This window comes from Marinomonas sp. NPDC078689 (assembly GCF_044542435.1).
Classification (GTDB): domain Bacteria; phylum Pseudomonadota; class Gammaproteobacteria; order Pseudomonadales; family Marinomonadaceae; genus Marinomonas; species Marinomonas arenicola.
On the sequence record NZ_JBITUJ010000001.1, the window covers coordinates 425658 to 442463 of the forward strand.

Below are 16806 nucleotides of genomic sequence, written 5' to 3' on the forward strand. Positions count from 1 at the left end.
GTAAAGCAGGGTATCGAGCCATGCAAAGGCATGGCTCTTTGTTATCTTAACGAATTATAGATTGTTGATAGCTTTGTCAAGTTTGGCTTTCACGTCTTTATTTACCCATTTAGACCAAATGTCTTCATGGTTCATCATGAAGTTCTCAGCGGCGTACTGGCCATCCGCTTGGTTGTCTTCCATCCAAGCAAGTAGCTTGTTCATCTGAGCGTTAGTAAATGAGCGTTTTGCCGTGTAGGCATAGGCTTGTGGTGCACGTTTAGCAAACTCGGTTGTGGTGATGCTGTACACAGGGGAAGGTGGATACATAGTCACTTTAGGATCTAGGCAACTGTCTTTCGTAATACAGTTCATGTAGTGCTCTTGGTTAATACCTGAGCCAAAATCTACCTTAACCATTTCATATTTGCCTAAAATGGCCGTTGGTGCCCAGTAGTAACCAAACCAAGGTGCTTTGCGCTCATAGGCACGGCTTAATGAGCCAGATAGCCCCGCCGCTGAACCTGGATCAATTAACTCAAAACCAGCGTCTTCAAGGTGAAGTGCCTTAAATAAATTGCCAGCACTTATTTGGCAGCCCCATCCAGCAGGACAGCCATAAAAGGCCGAAACAGCATCGTTTTCAGGGTTTGGGAACTTTTTAGCGTGTTTCATCACACCCTGAATGGTCGCCAATGATGGGTCTTTATCGACCATGTATTTTGGAACCCAGAAGCCTTCTTCGCCACCATCTGATAACGATTTACCAGCGATGCTTAGGCGTTTTTCTTTTACACCTCGATCAATCAGCTCACTGACCGCGTTTGTCCACATTTCTGGGGCTATGTCGGGTTGCCCTTTTTCAACCATGGAAGTACTGGTTGGCATGGTGTCTCCTGGTATTAATTCTGCGTCACAGCCGTAGCCGTTATTAAGAATAAATTTATCAACATTGGCCATAAAGGACGCTGAATTCCAGTTCATATCTGCGATTTGTACTTTGCCACAGCTGCTTGCTGCTGCAAATGACGAGGTCGCTGCAAGTGTTAAAACACCAGCAATAAGGCTTTTGGTATACATGGTTAGGTTCCTGTTGTGATCTATAATTATTAGTCATCAAACTAAAATTAGTTTACACATCTAAATGAATTTATCAAATGTTTGTCATATTGGTGTCAGAAATGACTTTTTTTTAGCATATAAAAAGGAACGAAAAGAGGCGTTTTGGGCGAGGTTTAGCTTGTTTTTAGCTGAAAAAGGCAAAAAAAAGCTCACTTGTTTCCACCAGTGAGCTTTTGTTGCAAATTGTTGTGTCTTAGATATTTGGAGAGTTGATATCCAATAATGGTGCCGCATCAATGCTTTCAGCGTCCATCATGATGGCGATTCGTTGCAGAGATGATAGCACTTGGGTTTGTTCCCAGCCTTGTAAAGACTCAAATTCACCAATGAATTTCTCATGAAGTAGTGGTGGCGTAGTCTGTAAAATAGAGCGCCCCATTTCAGTTAATCTTGCATTGACGATGCGCTTATCTTTTTGTGCTCGGACTCGTTCTACGAGTTTGCGGTCTTCCAAGCGGTTTAAAATGGTGGTTACCGTTGCTTGGCTTAGTGAAACACTGTCTGAAATCTTACGAACAGTAACATCACCTAGCTCTTCAATTGACCGAAGTACCATGATTTGGGGAATAGTAAGTCCGCAGGCTTTAACAACACGTTTTGATTGTAAGTCCGTGGCGCGGATGATGCGTCTCAGATGAACGAGCACATCATGGAGGTGTTGAGATTCTGACATGTTACGAGTGTTATCCATTAAAATTTCCGCAAATTATATGCTTTCAAAGCCATTGGTTAAACTCTTTATAATTATTAACTTTAGGCGAGTAAGTCTATTATAAGGTAAACAATTTATAGCTCTAATCATAGTCTGCATTTTAAAAATGGGAAAGTATCTAATGCACTGGATTATTGTCAGCAATGCCCAGCTTACTTATGCTCTTTAATCTCCTTTAAGTCAGCAAAGGATTGAATCGCCGCAAGCCGCGCTGCTTTGTAATCAAGTATCGGGGAGGGGTAGCCGCATTCGATTCTTTGCGCAGGCGATGGGTTATGAATCGACTTTGCATCCAGTGTTTTCAACTCGGGAACAAAGCGTCGGATGAAGTCCCCCTTTGCATCGTAAGTCTCAGATTGACGGGTAGGGTTGAACACTCGAAAGTAAGGGGCGGCATCGCAGCCTGTAGACGCGCTCCATTGCCAGCCTCCATTATTGGCTGAGAATTCACCATCGACTAACTTACTCATAAAATACGCTTCGCCCTTGCGCCAATCGGCAAAGATTAATTTGCTTAAAAAACTGGCGCTAACCATTCTCAGCCGGTTGTGCATCCAGCCTGTTTGATTGAGTTGTCTCATGGCGGCATCAACGATGGGAAAGCCTGTGTTGCCTTGTGTCCAAGCCTCAAACAGTGCCTCATCTTGATTCCAGCGAATAAAGTCGGTTTCGTTCTTAAAAGGTTTTCCCATCGCTAGAAAAGAAAAGTGGCCCATTAGTTGGCGGTAGAAGTCACGCCAAGCCAATTCTTTTAGCCAAATACTGTCTTGCCATCGGCGATCGGTTTGCTCACAGACATATTGGATCGCAAATAAACACTCTCTTGGACCGAGTGCACCCAACGCCAGATAAGGCGATAAGGTGCTTGTTCCAGGTTCCATGGGATAATCACGTTTTGCCTGATAATCGGCCTCTTTGGTGTGACAAAAGTGCCAGAGCTTTTGTTTTGCTATCTCTTGATCTGGTATCCATAGGTCATCTCGATAGGTTTGATCCCAATGGATTTCAGGCTCGATAAAGTCAAGGGCTTCACCTTGAGGCGCGGGCTCCGGCAATGGTTGCCAATCTTGCATGGAGAGCAAGGACAGCCAGCGTTTAAAGAAGGGAGTAAAGACTTTGAAGGGGGTCCCTTGTTGGCTTAATACTGCATTCGGCACGATCAAATCGACACTTTGGGGATGGCTTTCAATGCCTTTGCCTCTTAATTGCTGGCTGACCCCTTGGTCCCTTTGTTGTTCGTCAATCGGAATGTCTTGATTAAACCAAATGTGCTCTACGCCATGGCTTAAACAATAGCGCTCAAGGGCATCTGGTAGATCGTCAAACGTATCCACAGTAATTAGTTCTGCAGGAATGCCAGAGTCTGCTAGTTTTGCAAATAATCGACGAATCAACCCGGCTCGCAATCCTATTTTAGCCTTGGATTCGTGGTGTTTTTTCCATTGCGTTGGCGTTGCAGTCACCAGTACTCGAATGCTCCCTTCAAGCGCCGCGTAATAAAGCGCAGGGTTGTCGAGCCAGCGAAGGTCATTGCGAAGCCAAACAAGGTGTTTAATAGCCATAATAAAGTCCTAAACTGTGTTACGAATGCCTAAAGCGCTTGGGTAAGGTGCAAAGTAGCGCTGTTCTTTTACGTACTGACTACCATAGTGGTTCAGATAATGGCCGAGCAATGTCATCGGCGTGGCCAGATTCACTTCGCCACGACGGTATTGCTCAATCACACCGATAATGTCTTTGCGGATTGAGACATCCACCGAACGTTTTAAATACCCTACTAGGTGCATTAACGCATTACAGTGGTTTTTGCGTTTCGCAGGTGTGGATAGGGTTGTCATCAAGGCCTGAAAGTAGGCATCTTTTAATGCCTCAAAAGGTCTCGGATCATTGCCTGATAGCATTTTTCCTAACGCCTTATAAGCAGGTTGCGAATGCGCCATCACGAGATATTTATAACGACTATGAAAAGCAAGTAGCGCCTTCATGCTCGGTTTTGCTGTGACGCTGTGACGAAATTCGTGATGCGCAAACACGCGCAGCAGAAAGTTTTCTTTTAACGCTGGGTCATTTAGACGGCCATCTTCTTCCATTGGCAGCAATGGGTAGCGTTCTTTTAATGCTTTGGTGAATAAACCGGCGCTGCGTTCCATATGAGGATGGCCATTTTCTTGATAGACCTTGATGCGTTCTAAACCGCAGCTTGGTGAGTTTTTCATGAGGATATAGCCATCAAGATGCTCTAATTTGTCTAAATAAGGGCGAGTCGCGTCCATGAAAGTGGCGGTAATATCGCCGCCTTTCTGGTTTGAGTAGGTCATTCTAGGGTTGCTTGGATCGCCTTCTAGGCGAACGGTCGGTCTTGGAGTGCCAAATCCAGCTGCCACTTCAGGGCAAAATTTCTGGTATTCAAAATAATCGCTCAAGCTCGTATCGCAATAAGCGGATCGGCTGTGCCCGCCGTTAAAGCGCACATTATCACCTAATAAACAGGCGCTGATGCCGACCGGAATTTTATGGGACAAGTGGTCGGCTGATAAAGAAGCGTGTGAGATAGTGTTTGGGGTTGTCATAATACTCTCCAACTAGGGTAAGTTATTCGCTGAGTTCATTGCTAAGGTGGTCGCATAAAGAGAGTGCGCTAAGCATGGCTCCTTCTGCGTCACCTTGGGATAGCCAGTCGCCAATAAGACCAATGTCTTGCTGCTTGTCCCATAAATAGGGCGCGTTTTCTACTATCGGCTGGGAGCGACTTAATAACCATCGATGAGGTTCTCCGCAGGCGCTAGGGGTGAGCTGTGTTTGCTCTTTAAAGGCCTTGGTCAACAGCTCGGTAATTTCTTGGTTTTCTTTGTTCAGATGTTTCTGAGCCCATTCTGGTGTCGTTTGTAGCACCCAGCGTTCTTGTGCTGGCGTTCTGCAAGGTTTCTGGTTGTCTTTAATCAACCTTGCTAGCGGGGAATCTGTCGCTTCGATTATGGATGGAAGCGTACTTGTCTCTGTTTCTAGCCACATTGCCCATTGCGACTGGTATGTCTGTCCGGCTTGAATCGCTTTTAGTAGCAATGTGTCAATGTCTGGGGTGTTGGCAAGTAAGATCGCCGCTTGTGGTGCGGGCGTTGCTATGACGATGCGTTTGGCAAAAAAGTGTTTGCTGTAATGGTCGTTATGCAATTGCCAGCAGTCTTCATTTTGCTTTTTTATACGCTCAATATGGTGTATTCGAGTGTTTGAAATCAACGCGATGTTATTGAGCCAATGGCGTGTAAGTGCACTCATTTTAGGTGTGCCTACATAATATTGTGCGTCATTTTCTTGCTCTTTTTGTGGTAACTGCGGCCAACGTTGGGCGACACCTATGTCACTAAGGGCCGCTAAAATAGCTTGAGTGCTTGCCTGAGTAGAGCGAATAAAGGGGGTACCAAGGTCGCAGCTTTGTTCATCGTTTAGTCGCTTGCTGCCAGCTCGGCCGCCAGTACCACGGCTTTTTTCCAGCACACAGACTTGATGACCAGCTTTGCTTAATAGGTTTGCACAAAGGCTTCCAGCAATGCCCGCACCAATAATGGCGACATCGTAGAGTAACGAAGTGTTTGTGGGTATCTGGGCATGCTTCATACTTGTACATCCTTTAGTTTTGTATCACTTATTCTTATACAATATAGTAGCTCGTATAACAAAAGCAATAGTGTTGTACAAAAAGAAAAACTGTATAATATTTTGATATCAACTATTATTAATGAACTCGAAAGCCATCATGGCGCTGAAAGACTGCGCTTGGTGTCGCCAAGTAATAGAGGCGGATAATAAGAAAGGAAGTGATCAAGTGGACCAAGATATGATTGAGTTGAACATAGAAAGCGAAGAGGTGAATTTTCCTATTCGTACTCTATCGGCAAAAACTGGGGTGAATTCTGTGACCTTAAGAGCATGGGAGCGCCGCTATGGTTTGCTTAAGCCGCAGCGTACAGAAAAGGGCCATCGACTTTACAGTGAAGAGGATGTTGCGCGTGTTGACGCCATTGTTCGATGGGTGCAACAAGGTGTGGCTGTGAGTAAAGTCAGAGCATTGCTTGATCGTGAGGAAAGTGCTGAAAATGTTACCCCAGCAACGGAATGGATAGAGTGGCAGGCTTCATTGATCAATCTGTCACGACAATTTAATGAAGATAAAATAGAGCATTTATATCAGCAGATATTCTCCCAATATCCTCCTTTAGTAGCGTTTAAAAATTGGATATTGCCCAGCCTAGAACAACTGACTGTTGGTGTGCATGCGCGCTTCTGCAACGCAGTATTGAGTCGTTGTTTAGCTGGCCGTCTTGCGTCGCTTAAAAATCAACATGTAAATGCCCCTAAGGTGTTAATTACTGGGTTGTATGGAGAGCGTACACTTTGGTGTTATATGGCGTCTGCGCTGTTTAGCGATCAAGGTTTCGCTTGTTGTGTTTTGCCCAATATGTCCTCTGGCCAAGATTGGCAAGCACTGATAGAAGGGCTTGAGCCGAGTGCACTTATTGCATTTTGTGAAAATGAACTCGTACCTAAATCCACGGATTTGATTACTGCATTGGATGCATGGGGTGAGCCAGTTGCCTTAATTGGTGCCAGTTTCTGGTTGGCGGCGCACGCTGATGACATGACTGAAATTGGCTCGGTGAAGGTGTATTCTGAGGCGTTAGAAGGCGTGACGGCGACACTAGAAAGGCTAGGTGGTGAGGAGTAAATGGATTGTGTGAATTTAAAAAACTATTAGAGAGATAACAATAATATATTTTATCTATTTATGTGCCTCGAGTAGTCTATAGCTAAGAGACAAAACGAGGAGAATCACATGACTAAGACCATTACTTTTGCTGTTATGCACTTTACCATTGCCTTTAGCGTGGCTTATTTAATTACTGGAAGTTTTATTGTTGGTGGCTTGGTTGCCATTGTTGAGCCTGCGATTAACACGGTTGCTTTTTACTTTCATGAGCTGTTTTGGACAAAACATGACAGCACGAAGAAAAATCACAGCATGAAGAAAGCATCAAAGTTTGATAATGCTTGGCAAGCAGCGAGTGAAAGTTACGCCCTAAGAGGCATGTGATCTTGGTATGATAAGACGCGAATGTAGAGCGTCTTTGGTGTTTTTCCTCAGATCAAGAATACGCCATAAAAAAGCCCCGTGACGCCTTGTCAACGGGGCTTTTTTCGTACTATGGCGTCATTACAGGTTCAGATAGAACACAATCGCAATGGCGATCGGGGCAATGAAGCGAATTGCGAATCGCCAGAAGCGATAAAAGGCATCAGAAATGCTAAGTTCTTCTTTCGCGTATTTGCTTTTAACAAACCAGCCAGCAAAGATAGCGGTCAAAATACCACCAAGCGGCATCATGATATTGGCGGTAATGTAATCTAAGAAGTCGAACGTTGTTTTGCCGAACATAGTGACATCACTCATAAAGCTGAAAGAACCTAGGCAAGCAATACCCAAAGCCCAAACTGCAGAGCCTAAGAGTATGGAGGCTTTCCAACGACCCATTTTAAAGCGCTCAACTAGGTAAGCAACAGTCGGCTCCATTAGAGATATTGCAGAAGTCCAAGCGGCAACGCCAACCAGAACAAAGAATAGGAAGCCAAAGAACTGGCCGCCAGGCATTTGTCCAAAAGCAACAGGCAAAGAGATAAACATCAAGCCTGGGCCAGCCGCAGGATCCATACCATTGGCGAAAATGATTGGGAAAATACAAAGACCCGCAACCAAGGCAACTAAGGTATCCAGTGCGCCTATGGCTAGGACTGTGCTGCCAATAGAAGCTTTCTTAGGCATGTAAGAGCCGTAAGCCATGATAGTACCCATCCCCAAGGATAGGGTGAAGAATGAGTGACCTAATGCGACTAAAACAGAATCCCACGTAATCTTGCTGAAATCAAAGTCAAACATGAAATGCCAACCAGCCGAGAAGCCGCTGGTTGTCATTGCGTAACCAAACAACACCAATAACAGGACGAAAAGTGCTGGCATCATGATGCGGGTGGCTGTTTCTAAGCCTTTGTTTACGCCACGTGCGACTACTATTATTGTCATAATAGTGAACAGTGTGTGCCAGCCTAGTAAGGCCATTGGATCTGCGAGTAAAGCATTAAACGCCGCACCAGCTTGCTCAGAGGTTGCCCCTGCTAACTCGCCCGTTGCCATAGCTTTAATGTAGTGAAGTACCCAGCCAGCAACAACAGAATAGAAAGAGAAAATAAGCACGCCTGATAGCATCCCCATCATACCGATCAACCCCCAAGCGCGGGTTGTTTCGGATTCTTCCGCCACATCTTCTAGGGCGTGAACTGGGTTTTTTCGAGCTCGTCGGCCAATGAAAACCTCCGTCATCATGATTGGAATACCAACCAATAAAATACAGACTAGATACACGAGTACAAAAGCGCCACCGCCATTCTCACCTGTAATGTAAGGAAATTTCCAAATATTGCCCAAACCAACAGCCGATCCCGTGGCCGCCAAAATAAAAATCCAACGACTCGCCCACGAGCCTTGGATGGATGTTTTTTCTTGCATAAATGATCTCTAAATAGTTGAAAACAAAATATATAAACAGCGAACAAAGTCTCTTCTTATTAAGACCACTCAATAATTCCCACTTTATTTAAGGGATCTATTTTTAGGGAAGACTTTATTTAGGGGCGAGATTTTCCGAATTTTGTTCTCATCATGCAACAAAAAATGACATTTTTTGCGGGAAAATGAAGAATCCTGTTATTTCTCGGAAAGCAAGAGAGGGCAAGGGATAGCGCGATTTCACTCAATGAAATACTTCCACAACAAAACATTAGTGTTCTAAATAAGTGCTGGACATTGTCTTTTAACTCGATAGAATGATTAGACATCAAATCAATTTGATATTGGCTCACGTCCTAATATGATAATTTTTTTATTGATTTAGGGCGATTTTTTGAATTCTGAGCTGGTTCGATATTGGTTTATTGTTTTGTTGTCTAATGGGTCAAATTATGACTATAGAAAAGTTAGAGCTGAAAAAAACAAGTGCGTTAAATGGTATGGAAGTCAATCAGTTGGTGGCTGACTGTGCGCCACTTGATACGAATTCGGTTTATTGCAATTTACTGCAGTGTGATCATTTTAGTGACACCAGCGTCGCCGCTGAACTGGATGATGCGCTGGTTGGTTTTATCTCAGGTTATTTATTGCCTGCAAAAACGGACACCTTATTTGTTTGGCAGGTTGCTGTACATGAGTCTGCGCGTGGCAAAGGCTTAGCAAAAAAGATGCTTAGAGACATTTTGTCACGACCAAGCTGTGCTGGGGTTCGTTACCTTGAAACTACGATCACTCGGTCAAACGAAGGTTCATGGGCTTTATTTCGAAGCTTAGCGAAGCAATTGAATTCGCCATTAAATGAGTCGGTTCAGTTTGACAAAGAAACACATTTTAAAGGCAAACATGACACAGAGTATTTGGTTCGCATCGGTCCTTTTTAGAAGGCGTCCTGATCCCTGTACCGTGTCACCCACTGTTATTTTAATTAAGAGGAAGCGATAGCATGAAAATTTTTGAAGAGCTTGAATCAGAAGTACAATCTTACGCCCGAGCATTTCCACGTGTCTTTCACCGAGCTCAAGGTGCGCATTTGTTTGATGAGGATGGCAACAAATACATCGATTTCCTTGCTGGCGCCGGCACCCTGAATTACGGACATAACAACCCAGTATTCAAGCAAAAATTGGTTGAATACATCATGGAAGATGGCATTACTCATGGCCTAGATCTGCATACGAAAGCCAAAGCCGCTTTCATGGAAAGCTTTAATGAACATATCCTTAAGCCCCGTAAACTGCAGTACATGATGCAATTCACCGGACCAACAGGAACCAATGCGGTGGAAGCGGCTCTGAAATTGGCCCGCAACGTCACCGGCCGAGAAAACATCGTCAGCTTCACCAATGGCTTCCATGGTTGTAGCTTGGGCGCATTATCCGTCACGGGTAACTCGCATCATCGCGGCGCGGCAGGCACTAGCCTAGGCGCGGGCGTATCCACAGTGCCTTTTGATGGCTATCTAGGCGACGGCATTGAAACCACCGAATATCTAGACAAGGTTCTCAGCGACTCAAGCAGCGGTGTGGATCTGCCGGCAGCGGTCATTGTTGAAACCGTACAAGGTGAGGGCGGCATTAACGCTGCAAGCTTTGGTTGGTTACAAAACCTTGAGGCTGTGTGTAAAAAGCACAAGGTGCTGCTGATCGTGGACGACATCCAAGCGGGTTGTGGTCGTACCGGCACCTTCTTTAGTTTTGAAGGCGCAGGCATTACACCTGACATAGTTACCATGTCGAAATCTTTGAGCGGTTATGGCTTGCCATTTGCCGTGGTATTGATGAAGCCAGAACTGGATGAATGGAAGCCTGGTGAGCATAACGGTACCTTCCGTGGTAATAATTTGGCATTTGTGACGGCCAAGGCAGCGATCGATACGTTTTGGCAAGACGATGCGTTTGAAAAAGAGATCAAACGCAAAGGGGATTACATCCATCAACGTACACAGAGCATTGTTGACCAATATGGAGAGGGAAACTTTATCCTACAAGGGCGCGGCATGATGCGTGGTATTAACTGCGTCAGTGGCGAATTGGCGGGAAAAATCACCAAAAAATGTTTCCAGAATGGTCTGATGATCGAAACCTCCGGTGCGGATGATCAAGTTGTGAAGTTCCTATGTCCGCTGATTATTCCAGACGAAGACTTAAAAGAAGGCATTGATATTCTGGAAAACGCGATTCGTGAGATTTGCGCCAAGGAAGATGATATGCCAGAAGCGAAAAGTTACTTTGATGAGAACTACGACATTGCTGTCTAGTGTCTATTGATGCGTCGCTCTTTTAGAGCGGCGTTGTTTCTGACTTGAGTGACCTAAATTGTAAGTTCAACACCTTAAGTCGCCACGGTAGTGTTTAGCACTGCCTTTATTGATTTAGTATTGATCAGGAGAACAGAATGTTTGCACGTGATTTAGCCGAATGTGAAAAGACCGATCGCCGGGTTGTCTCTCCGGACGGCAATTGGGAAAGTACTCGCCTGTTATTAAAAGAAGATAACATGGGGTTTTCCTTCCACATCACCACGATATACGAAGGCAAAGACTTTGATATGCATTATCAAAATCACCTTGAATCTGTGTACTGTATTTCAGGTGAAGGTGAAGTAGAAAGTCGTGAGACAGGGCAAAAACACCAGATCAAACCGGGTGTTGTGTATGTCTTGGATAAACACGACGCGCACACATTGCGAGCCTCTAAAGAGTTGAAGTTAGCGTGCGTTTTTAATCCACCGATTACCGGTAAAGAAGTCCATAATTCAGAAGGCGCATACGAGCTGCTTGATTAAGCTTTTCAGCAAAAAAAAGCGTCTTTGAATGAGGCGCTTTTTTCTTCCTATCCGACGACATTCATGTCGTTCTTAACGTTGACCAAGGTAGAGACGATTGGCCTCCATCTGCGTTTATTCATAGCGGACGCTGGTATTTTTTTGACGCCTTGTTGTATGGCGCCTACTGACTATTTAGTCAGCAATAAATGAAGCCAAAGCGTCGTGCGTTGAGGCAAGTATTAAGCGCTAAAAAGTCACTTTTCTACTTAATTTTTAACATACCTTATGACACTATTAGCGTCAGCGTTTGAACATGGCTGTGGTTTACCCTTCAGCCCTTTAATTTATTAGGTTAAGTAAAATGGGACAACATACAGTTGAAAAAATCGGTGGTACGTCCATGAGTGACTACCATTCGGTGCGTGACAATATAGTTTTCAAACCCGTTCAAACGAACGATCTTTATAATCGTATTTTTGTTGTGTCGGCTTATGGCGGCATTACAGACAAACTGCTTGAGCATAAAAAGACGGGTGAGCCTGGGGTTTATGCATTATTCGCGTTAGAGCGTAAACAAGATTCTTGGTCTGTTGCACTACAAGATGTGTGCGATTCGATGTTGGCCATTAACGCCTCTTTATTTGAAGGTGAGTTGCTGCATAAAGCAAACGACTTCATTAATCATCGTTTGCAAGACGCTCGAGAATGCCTAGAAGATCTTCACCGTTTGTGCCAGCACGGTCACTTTTCCCTGAGTGAGCATTTGGCAACGGTGCGTGAAATGTTGGCCAGTATTGGCGAAGCGCACAGTGCCTGGAACACGGCGACCTTGTTGCAGCGCGACGGTGTTAATGCGGTATTTGTCGATCTAACAGGTTGGAACACCGCTCACCACATGTCTTTAGACGAGCGCATTCTTGATACCTTCAAGAGTGTAGACCTGAATACTCAGTTGCCAATTGCAACAGGGTACGCTCATAGTGAAACGGGCTTAATGTCTACCTTTGATCGTGGCTACAGTGAAATGATCTTTAGTCGCATTGCGGTGCTGACAGAAGCGCGTGAAGCTGTGATTCACAAAGAATTTCACTTAAGCAGCGCTGACCCTCGTTTGGTGGGTGAAAATAAAGCGGTGCCGATTGGCCGTACTAACTACGATGTGGCTGACCAGCTTGCTAACTTGGGTATGGAAGCGATCCATCCAAAAGCGGCCAAAGGTCTACGCCAAAATAATATTGCATTGCGGGTAAAAAATACTTTCGAGCCAGAGCACACTGGCACCTTAATCACCGGCGATTATGTCAGTGATGCACCTTGTGTCGAAATCATTGCGGGTTCTCGCGGTGTGTTTGCGGTGGAATTGTTTGATCAAGATATGTCTGGCGATATTGATTTATTTGATGTGTCCATTCTTAAGGTACTACGTCAATTCAATATCCATATTATTGCCAAAGACATTAACGCCAATACGATTACTCACTACTTGGCGATTAACTTGAAGATACTCAAGCGTGTAATGAGAGTCTTGCATGAGCGCTTCCCTGATGCGGAAATCACGCAACGTAAAGTGGCGATTGTATCGGCTATTGGCAGTGATATGAAAACTACTGGTATGTTGGCGAAAGCGGTCAAAGCGATTGCTGAACAAGATGTTAACGTGATCGCGATGCACCAATCGATGCGTCAAGTGGATATGCAGTTCGTAGTGGATGAAGAGGACTACGAGCGAACTATTTGCAGCCTTCATAAAGAGTTAGTTGAAGTGCATGAGCATGGTCGTGCTATCTGTTTAGCGTCTTAAGTTAAGCTAAACAATAAAACCCCGATTATTGGTCACGATAATCGGGGTTTTTTATGACCATGGATATCTCACTGGATAGGAGGCGCCGCGTTAAAGTCTGCTTCAGGTATGGCTCGACTGACATAATATCCTTGCCCAAAGTCACACTGAAACGACACCAGCATATCCCATTGTTCTTTGCTTTCTATGCCTTCCGCTAAGACTTTGATCCCCAGTTTGTGAGCCATCGCAATGATCGCTTCAACGATTTTTCGATCGGCTTGATCACGCTCTAAATCCATCACAAAACTGCGGTCAATTTTAAGCAAACTAACCGGCAGGTTTTTCAGTTGCCCTAATGAAGAGTAGCCAGTACCAAAGTCATCAATAGCAACACAAATTCCCATGTCTTTTAACGATTGAAGCAAGACTTTGGCTAAGCTGACATCTTCTAATAAAGAGGTTTCGGTGACTTCTACACCAAGCCACTCTGCTGGTACTTTATACTTATAGAGCAAGGATTTTACCACGGTTACAAAATGTGGGTCGGCAAGTTGCTGAGAGGCAAGATTCACATGCAACAATATGTAAGGCAGGCCTTGTTCTCGCCGTCTGGCTAAATACGAAATGCCATTTTCTAATACCCAGTGGCCGAGCTTGATAATTTGCCCTGTGTTTTCTGCGAGTTGAATGAATTGGTCAGGAAAAATAAGACCTTTTGTTGGGTGGTGCCAACGGATAAGGGCTTCAGCGCCAAATACCTGTTTTGTTTGTAGATCGAACTGTGGTTGGTAATAGAGTTCGAATTCGTCATTTTGCAGGGCTTTTGTTAGGTCGTCTTCCGCTTCAATAAGGTCTAATGTGGCGGCTTTCATATCATGTGAGTAAAAAACAGATTGGTTTTTACCACGTTGTTTTGCTTGATAGAGTGCCATATCGGCATTTTGCATAATGGTAACAAGCGTGTCCCCATCCTCAGGGACCATGGCGATACCAAGAGAGGTGCTAAGAATAAATTCTTTAGAATCAATGCTAATGGGGGAATGAATGTAAGCGAGCACTCTTTCAGCGTGTTCTTTTGCTTCTTGTTTGTTGGCAATGTCACTTAGGAAAATACCAAATTCATCGCCACCTAAACGAACGACTTTGTCTGCTTCATGACACAATGAATTAAGTCGTAGCGCCACAGTTTCAAGTACCTTATCGCCGACGTCATGGCCTATGGTGTCATTAATACGCTTGAAGTTATCGAGATCAAAATAAATAAACGCAGAGAGTTTTTGAAATCTTCGACTTTCTTCTAAAAAACTAGGTAAGTAATCATTTAAATAGCGTCGGTTTGGTAGGTTGGTAAGAGGGTCTTTGTAAGCAAGTTCTTTCAGTTCGTCTGTTTTGTCTTCGACCAGTCTTCTTAGGCGAATTGGCTGAATTAAGATGGCGTATAGAGCCAAGGCAAGGAAAAAAGCACTGCCAATGCTTAATAGGTAACCTGATCGTAAATTATTATTAAGTCGAGCAGAAATATCACGACTGATATTGAGCTTCCAGATCCCCACAGGAAGGGGGATGTCTGTGGTCGCGACAATATCTGACAGCGGTTTTTCAGAATGAGAGAAAATAACGGTCTCTTGGGTGTCTGCATGCTGTCGTGATAATGAATACTGATAGCCATCTTCGACAAGATCTCTAAGGCGTGTGGATTCCAAAAGATTGTCTAGATTGATGACCGCAGAAGCGAACCCCCAAAAGACTTCCCGTTGAGTACCTTTGAATAAATAGACTGGTGAGCGACTAATGACAGCGATACCACCTTGTACTAGAGGAAGCGGCCCAATGGCAATCATGGTGTGATTTTCTACGGCTTTGATCGCCGCCTCTCGATATTTTTGGTTAGCAAAAATATCCAAACCAATGGCTGATTCATTGCCTTTTAACGGTGAAATTTTTTCAATAATACCGTTGGGAGCAAGCTGTAGACTGGAGACGCCACCAATCGAGTTCATTAGATTTTGTGCATAGTGGTCGAAATCTTCGAATCGGCCGCCATGTTGCTCTAGTTCTATGGCCAAGATTTGTGTCGAGGTAAAAGCTAGAGAAAGACGTCTTTCTAATACTGAGGCTTGAGTGCGAGAAATACCGTTTAATAGCAGCTGTTGTTCATTGCTAATGGTTCGATTTGAAGAATAGGTCCAGTAGAGACCAAAAAAGATAATCGCGAAGAAAACAGCGCAAGCGATGAAAATAGCAGAAGGTTGTTTTAATTCGGTTTTTATCAACAATGTAGTCCTTTTCTATGTCTCGATCGATGCGATATTGGCTTCTACTAGCCCATTAAAAATATCAATGATGATCCACTCTATCATTTAGCTATGACAAACCAGAAAGGTGACTCTGTCACAACGAGAAATGTACAGGGAATAAGGCAGAAAATAAACACGGAACAAAAAGACGCAACGAATTAATAAGAAAGTAAACAAAGGGACAACAAAGATAACAATCAGCCACTGGTACCGGTTTTAAAAGAACCCAGAGTCATGTATGTGGTTCTTAGCACCAGTGGCTGCAAGTGTTTAGGCGATGGCCATGACAACGCCAGCTGCGGCAATGATGCCACCAGAGAGGCGAGTGACAATAGGCGCTTCGATGCGAGCGATGGCTTTACCCATGCCCATGCCAACAAGGTGTAACAAAGCAGTTGCAGCAGCAAAGCCGAGTGCGTATTCCGCAACATGTGCGTTTAATGGCATTTCCATACCGTGCGCAGCGCCATGGAAAAAGGCAAAAACACCCGCAATGGCAGCGCAAGTGCCGACAGAGAAACGTACAGAAGCAACAAGCAGTGCGCCCATAAGAATCACAGAAAGCGCAATGCCTTGTTCAACGAAAGGAACTTGCATTCCTGCCATACCAAATGCGCCACCCAGAATCATGGTGCCGACAAAAGCCGCAGGCACAGCCCATAATGCTTTTCCACCCATGCTTGCCGCCCAAAGGCCGATCGCAATCATGGCTAACAGGTGGTCAAGACCGCCCATAGGGTGCATAAACCCCGTCATAAAGCTGGTGCTGTGCTCGTGACCTGGATGAGCAAGTGCCAAGGTTGGAGCGGCAGCAATTAGAGTGGCTAATCCCATTTTTAGCGTAGTAAGACGCATAGATAATCTCCGAAATAAATAAATGAATTAAACCACCGCTCTTGCGGCTGGAATCGTTTTGAATTCTAACATACCTTCGGTAATGATAAATTGAATGATTTCGTCTAAGCCTTGGGCTTTTTTCAGGTTGGAAAAAACAAACGGTCGATCGCCACGCATCATTTTGGCATCACGATCCATTACCTCCAAAGAGGCTCCGACTAAGGGCGCCAAATCGGTTTTATTAATAATCAAAAGATCGGATTTGGTGATGCCAGGGCCGCCTTTACGAGGGATTTTGTCGCCGGCGGAAACATCAATCACATAAATGGTAAAGTCCGACAGTTCTGGGCTGAATGTTGCGCTTAAGTTATCGCCACCACTTTCCACAAACACCACGTCTAATTCACCGTGACGCTCTATTAATTGATCGATCGCGGCCAAGTTCATTGAAGCATCTTCACGAATCGCCGTGTGTGGGCAGCCGCCTGTTTCTACCCCCACAATACGATCAGCATCGAGAGCTTCGTGCTCAGTGAGGAATTTAGCGTCTTCTTGAGTATAAATATCGTTCGTCACAACGGCGATATTATAATGATCGCGAAGAGCAGAACACAAAGATCGCAGTAATGCGGTTTTACCAGAGCCGACAGGGCCACCGACGCCGATACGTAATGTTTGTTTTGGTTTGCTCATA

15 protein-coding genes are annotated in these 16806 nt (G+C 44.6%); 6 read left to right on the top strand and 9 right to left on the bottom strand.

The annotated features are described in order from the left end of the window. Nucleotides 1-54: 54 nt before the first annotated feature. The 5 genes from ACIGBN_RS01935 to ACIGBN_RS01955 form a co-directional block, all read right to left on the bottom strand. Nucleotides 55-1059: an ABC transporter substrate-binding protein gene (locus ACIGBN_RS01935; RefSeq protein WP_396663351.1), complete on the bottom strand. Its 1005-nt coding sequence runs from the start codon at nt 1057-1059 to the stop codon at nt 55-57. Between the two features lie 235 nt (nt 1060-1294). Beyond that, the gene (locus ACIGBN_RS01940) at nt 1295-1774 is read right to left on the bottom strand and encodes a MarR family winged helix-turn-helix transcriptional regulator (RefSeq protein WP_133002111.1); all 480 of its coding nucleotides are present in this window, start codon (nt 1772-1774) and stop codon (nt 1295-1297) included. Nucleotides 1775-1965: 191 nt separating this feature from the next. Continuing rightward, nucleotides 1966-3375, bottom strand: a complete 1410-nt coding sequence (locus ACIGBN_RS01945) for a cryptochrome/photolyase family protein (RefSeq protein WP_396663353.1) — start codon at nt 3373-3375, stop codon at nt 1966-1968. Between the two features lie 9 nt (nt 3376-3384). After that, on the bottom strand, nt 3385-4383 hold the full coding sequence (locus tag ACIGBN_RS01950) for a YbgA family protein (protein ID WP_396663355.1): 999 nt from the start codon (nt 4381-4383) through the stop codon (nt 3385-3387). 22 nt (nt 4384-4405) lie between these two features. Beyond that, on the bottom strand, nt 4406-5428 hold the full coding sequence (locus ACIGBN_RS01955; RefSeq protein WP_396663357.1) for an NAD(P)/FAD-dependent oxidoreductase: 1023 nt from the start codon (nt 5426-5428) through the stop codon (nt 4406-4408). 139 nt (nt 5429-5567) lie between these two features. On the opposite strand from ACIGBN_RS01955, the gene ACIGBN_RS01960 reads away from it, so the two are divergent. After that, a complete protein-coding gene (locus ACIGBN_RS01960; protein WP_396663359.1) occupies nt 5568-6536 on the top strand; it encodes a MerR family transcriptional regulator in 969 nt (322 codons plus the stop codon). A 108-nt stretch (nt 6537-6644) separates the two neighbouring features. Next, the gene (locus ACIGBN_RS01965; protein WP_133001717.1) at nt 6645-6902 is read left to right on the top strand and encodes a DUF2061 domain-containing protein; all 258 of its coding nucleotides are present in this window, start codon (nt 6645-6647) and stop codon (nt 6900-6902) included. Nucleotides 6903-7022: 120 nt separating this feature from the next. On the opposite strand, the gene ACIGBN_RS01970 is transcribed toward ACIGBN_RS01965, so the two are convergent. Continuing rightward, nucleotides 7023-8369 (bottom strand): sodium-dependent transporter, encoded by a 1347-nt coding sequence (locus tag ACIGBN_RS01970; RefSeq protein WP_396663361.1) that lies wholly within the window; start codon nt 8367-8369, stop codon nt 7023-7025. 452 nt (nt 8370-8821) lie between these two features. Here ACIGBN_RS01970 and ectA point away from each other — a divergent pair, with 452 nt between their 5' ends. From ectA to ACIGBN_RS01990, 4 genes are all read left to right on the top strand, one after another. Further along, nucleotides 8822-9310: a diaminobutyrate acetyltransferase gene (gene ectA / locus ACIGBN_RS01975; protein ID WP_396663363.1), complete on the top strand. Its 489-nt coding sequence runs from the start codon at nt 8822-8824 to the stop codon at nt 9308-9310. A gap of 62 nt (nt 9311-9372) precedes the next feature. Then, nucleotides 9373-10686 carry a diaminobutyrate--2-oxoglutarate transaminase gene (gene ectB, locus ACIGBN_RS01980; protein WP_133001714.1) on the top strand — a complete coding sequence of 438 codons (1314 nt, stop codon included), beginning with the start codon at nt 9373-9375 and terminating at the stop codon, nt 10684-10686. A gap of 137 nt (nt 10687-10823) precedes the next feature. Continuing rightward, nucleotides 10824-11213: an ectoine synthase gene (locus ACIGBN_RS01985; RefSeq protein ID WP_115896201.1), complete on the top strand. Its 390-nt coding sequence runs from the start codon at nt 10824-10826 to the stop codon at nt 11211-11213. Nucleotides 11214-11556: 343 nt separating this feature from the next. After that, complete coding sequence (locus tag ACIGBN_RS01990) at nt 11557-12996, top strand: aspartate kinase (RefSeq protein ID WP_396663366.1); 1440 nt, start codon at nt 11557-11559, stop codon at nt 12994-12996. A gap of 68 nt (nt 12997-13064) precedes the next feature. Here the strand turns inward: ACIGBN_RS01990 and ACIGBN_RS01995 are convergent, their stop codons facing one another. From ACIGBN_RS01995 to ureG, 3 genes are all read right to left on the bottom strand, one after another. Further along, a complete protein-coding gene (locus ACIGBN_RS01995; protein ID WP_396663368.1) occupies nt 13065-15251 on the bottom strand; it encodes an EAL domain-containing protein in 2187 nt (728 codons plus the stop codon). 294 nt (nt 15252-15545) lie between these two features. Further along, nucleotides 15546-16130 carry a HupE/UreJ family protein gene (locus ACIGBN_RS02000; RefSeq protein WP_133001711.1) on the bottom strand — a complete coding sequence of 195 codons (585 nt, stop codon included), beginning with the start codon at nt 16128-16130 and terminating at the stop codon, nt 15546-15548. Nucleotides 16131-16157: 27 nt separating this feature from the next. Continuing rightward, nucleotides 16158-16805 carry an urease accessory protein UreG gene (ureG, locus tag ACIGBN_RS02005; RefSeq protein WP_396663370.1) on the bottom strand — a complete coding sequence of 216 codons (648 nt, stop codon included), beginning with the start codon at nt 16803-16805 and terminating at the stop codon, nt 16158-16160. Between the last annotated feature and the right edge of the window lies 1 nt (nt 16806).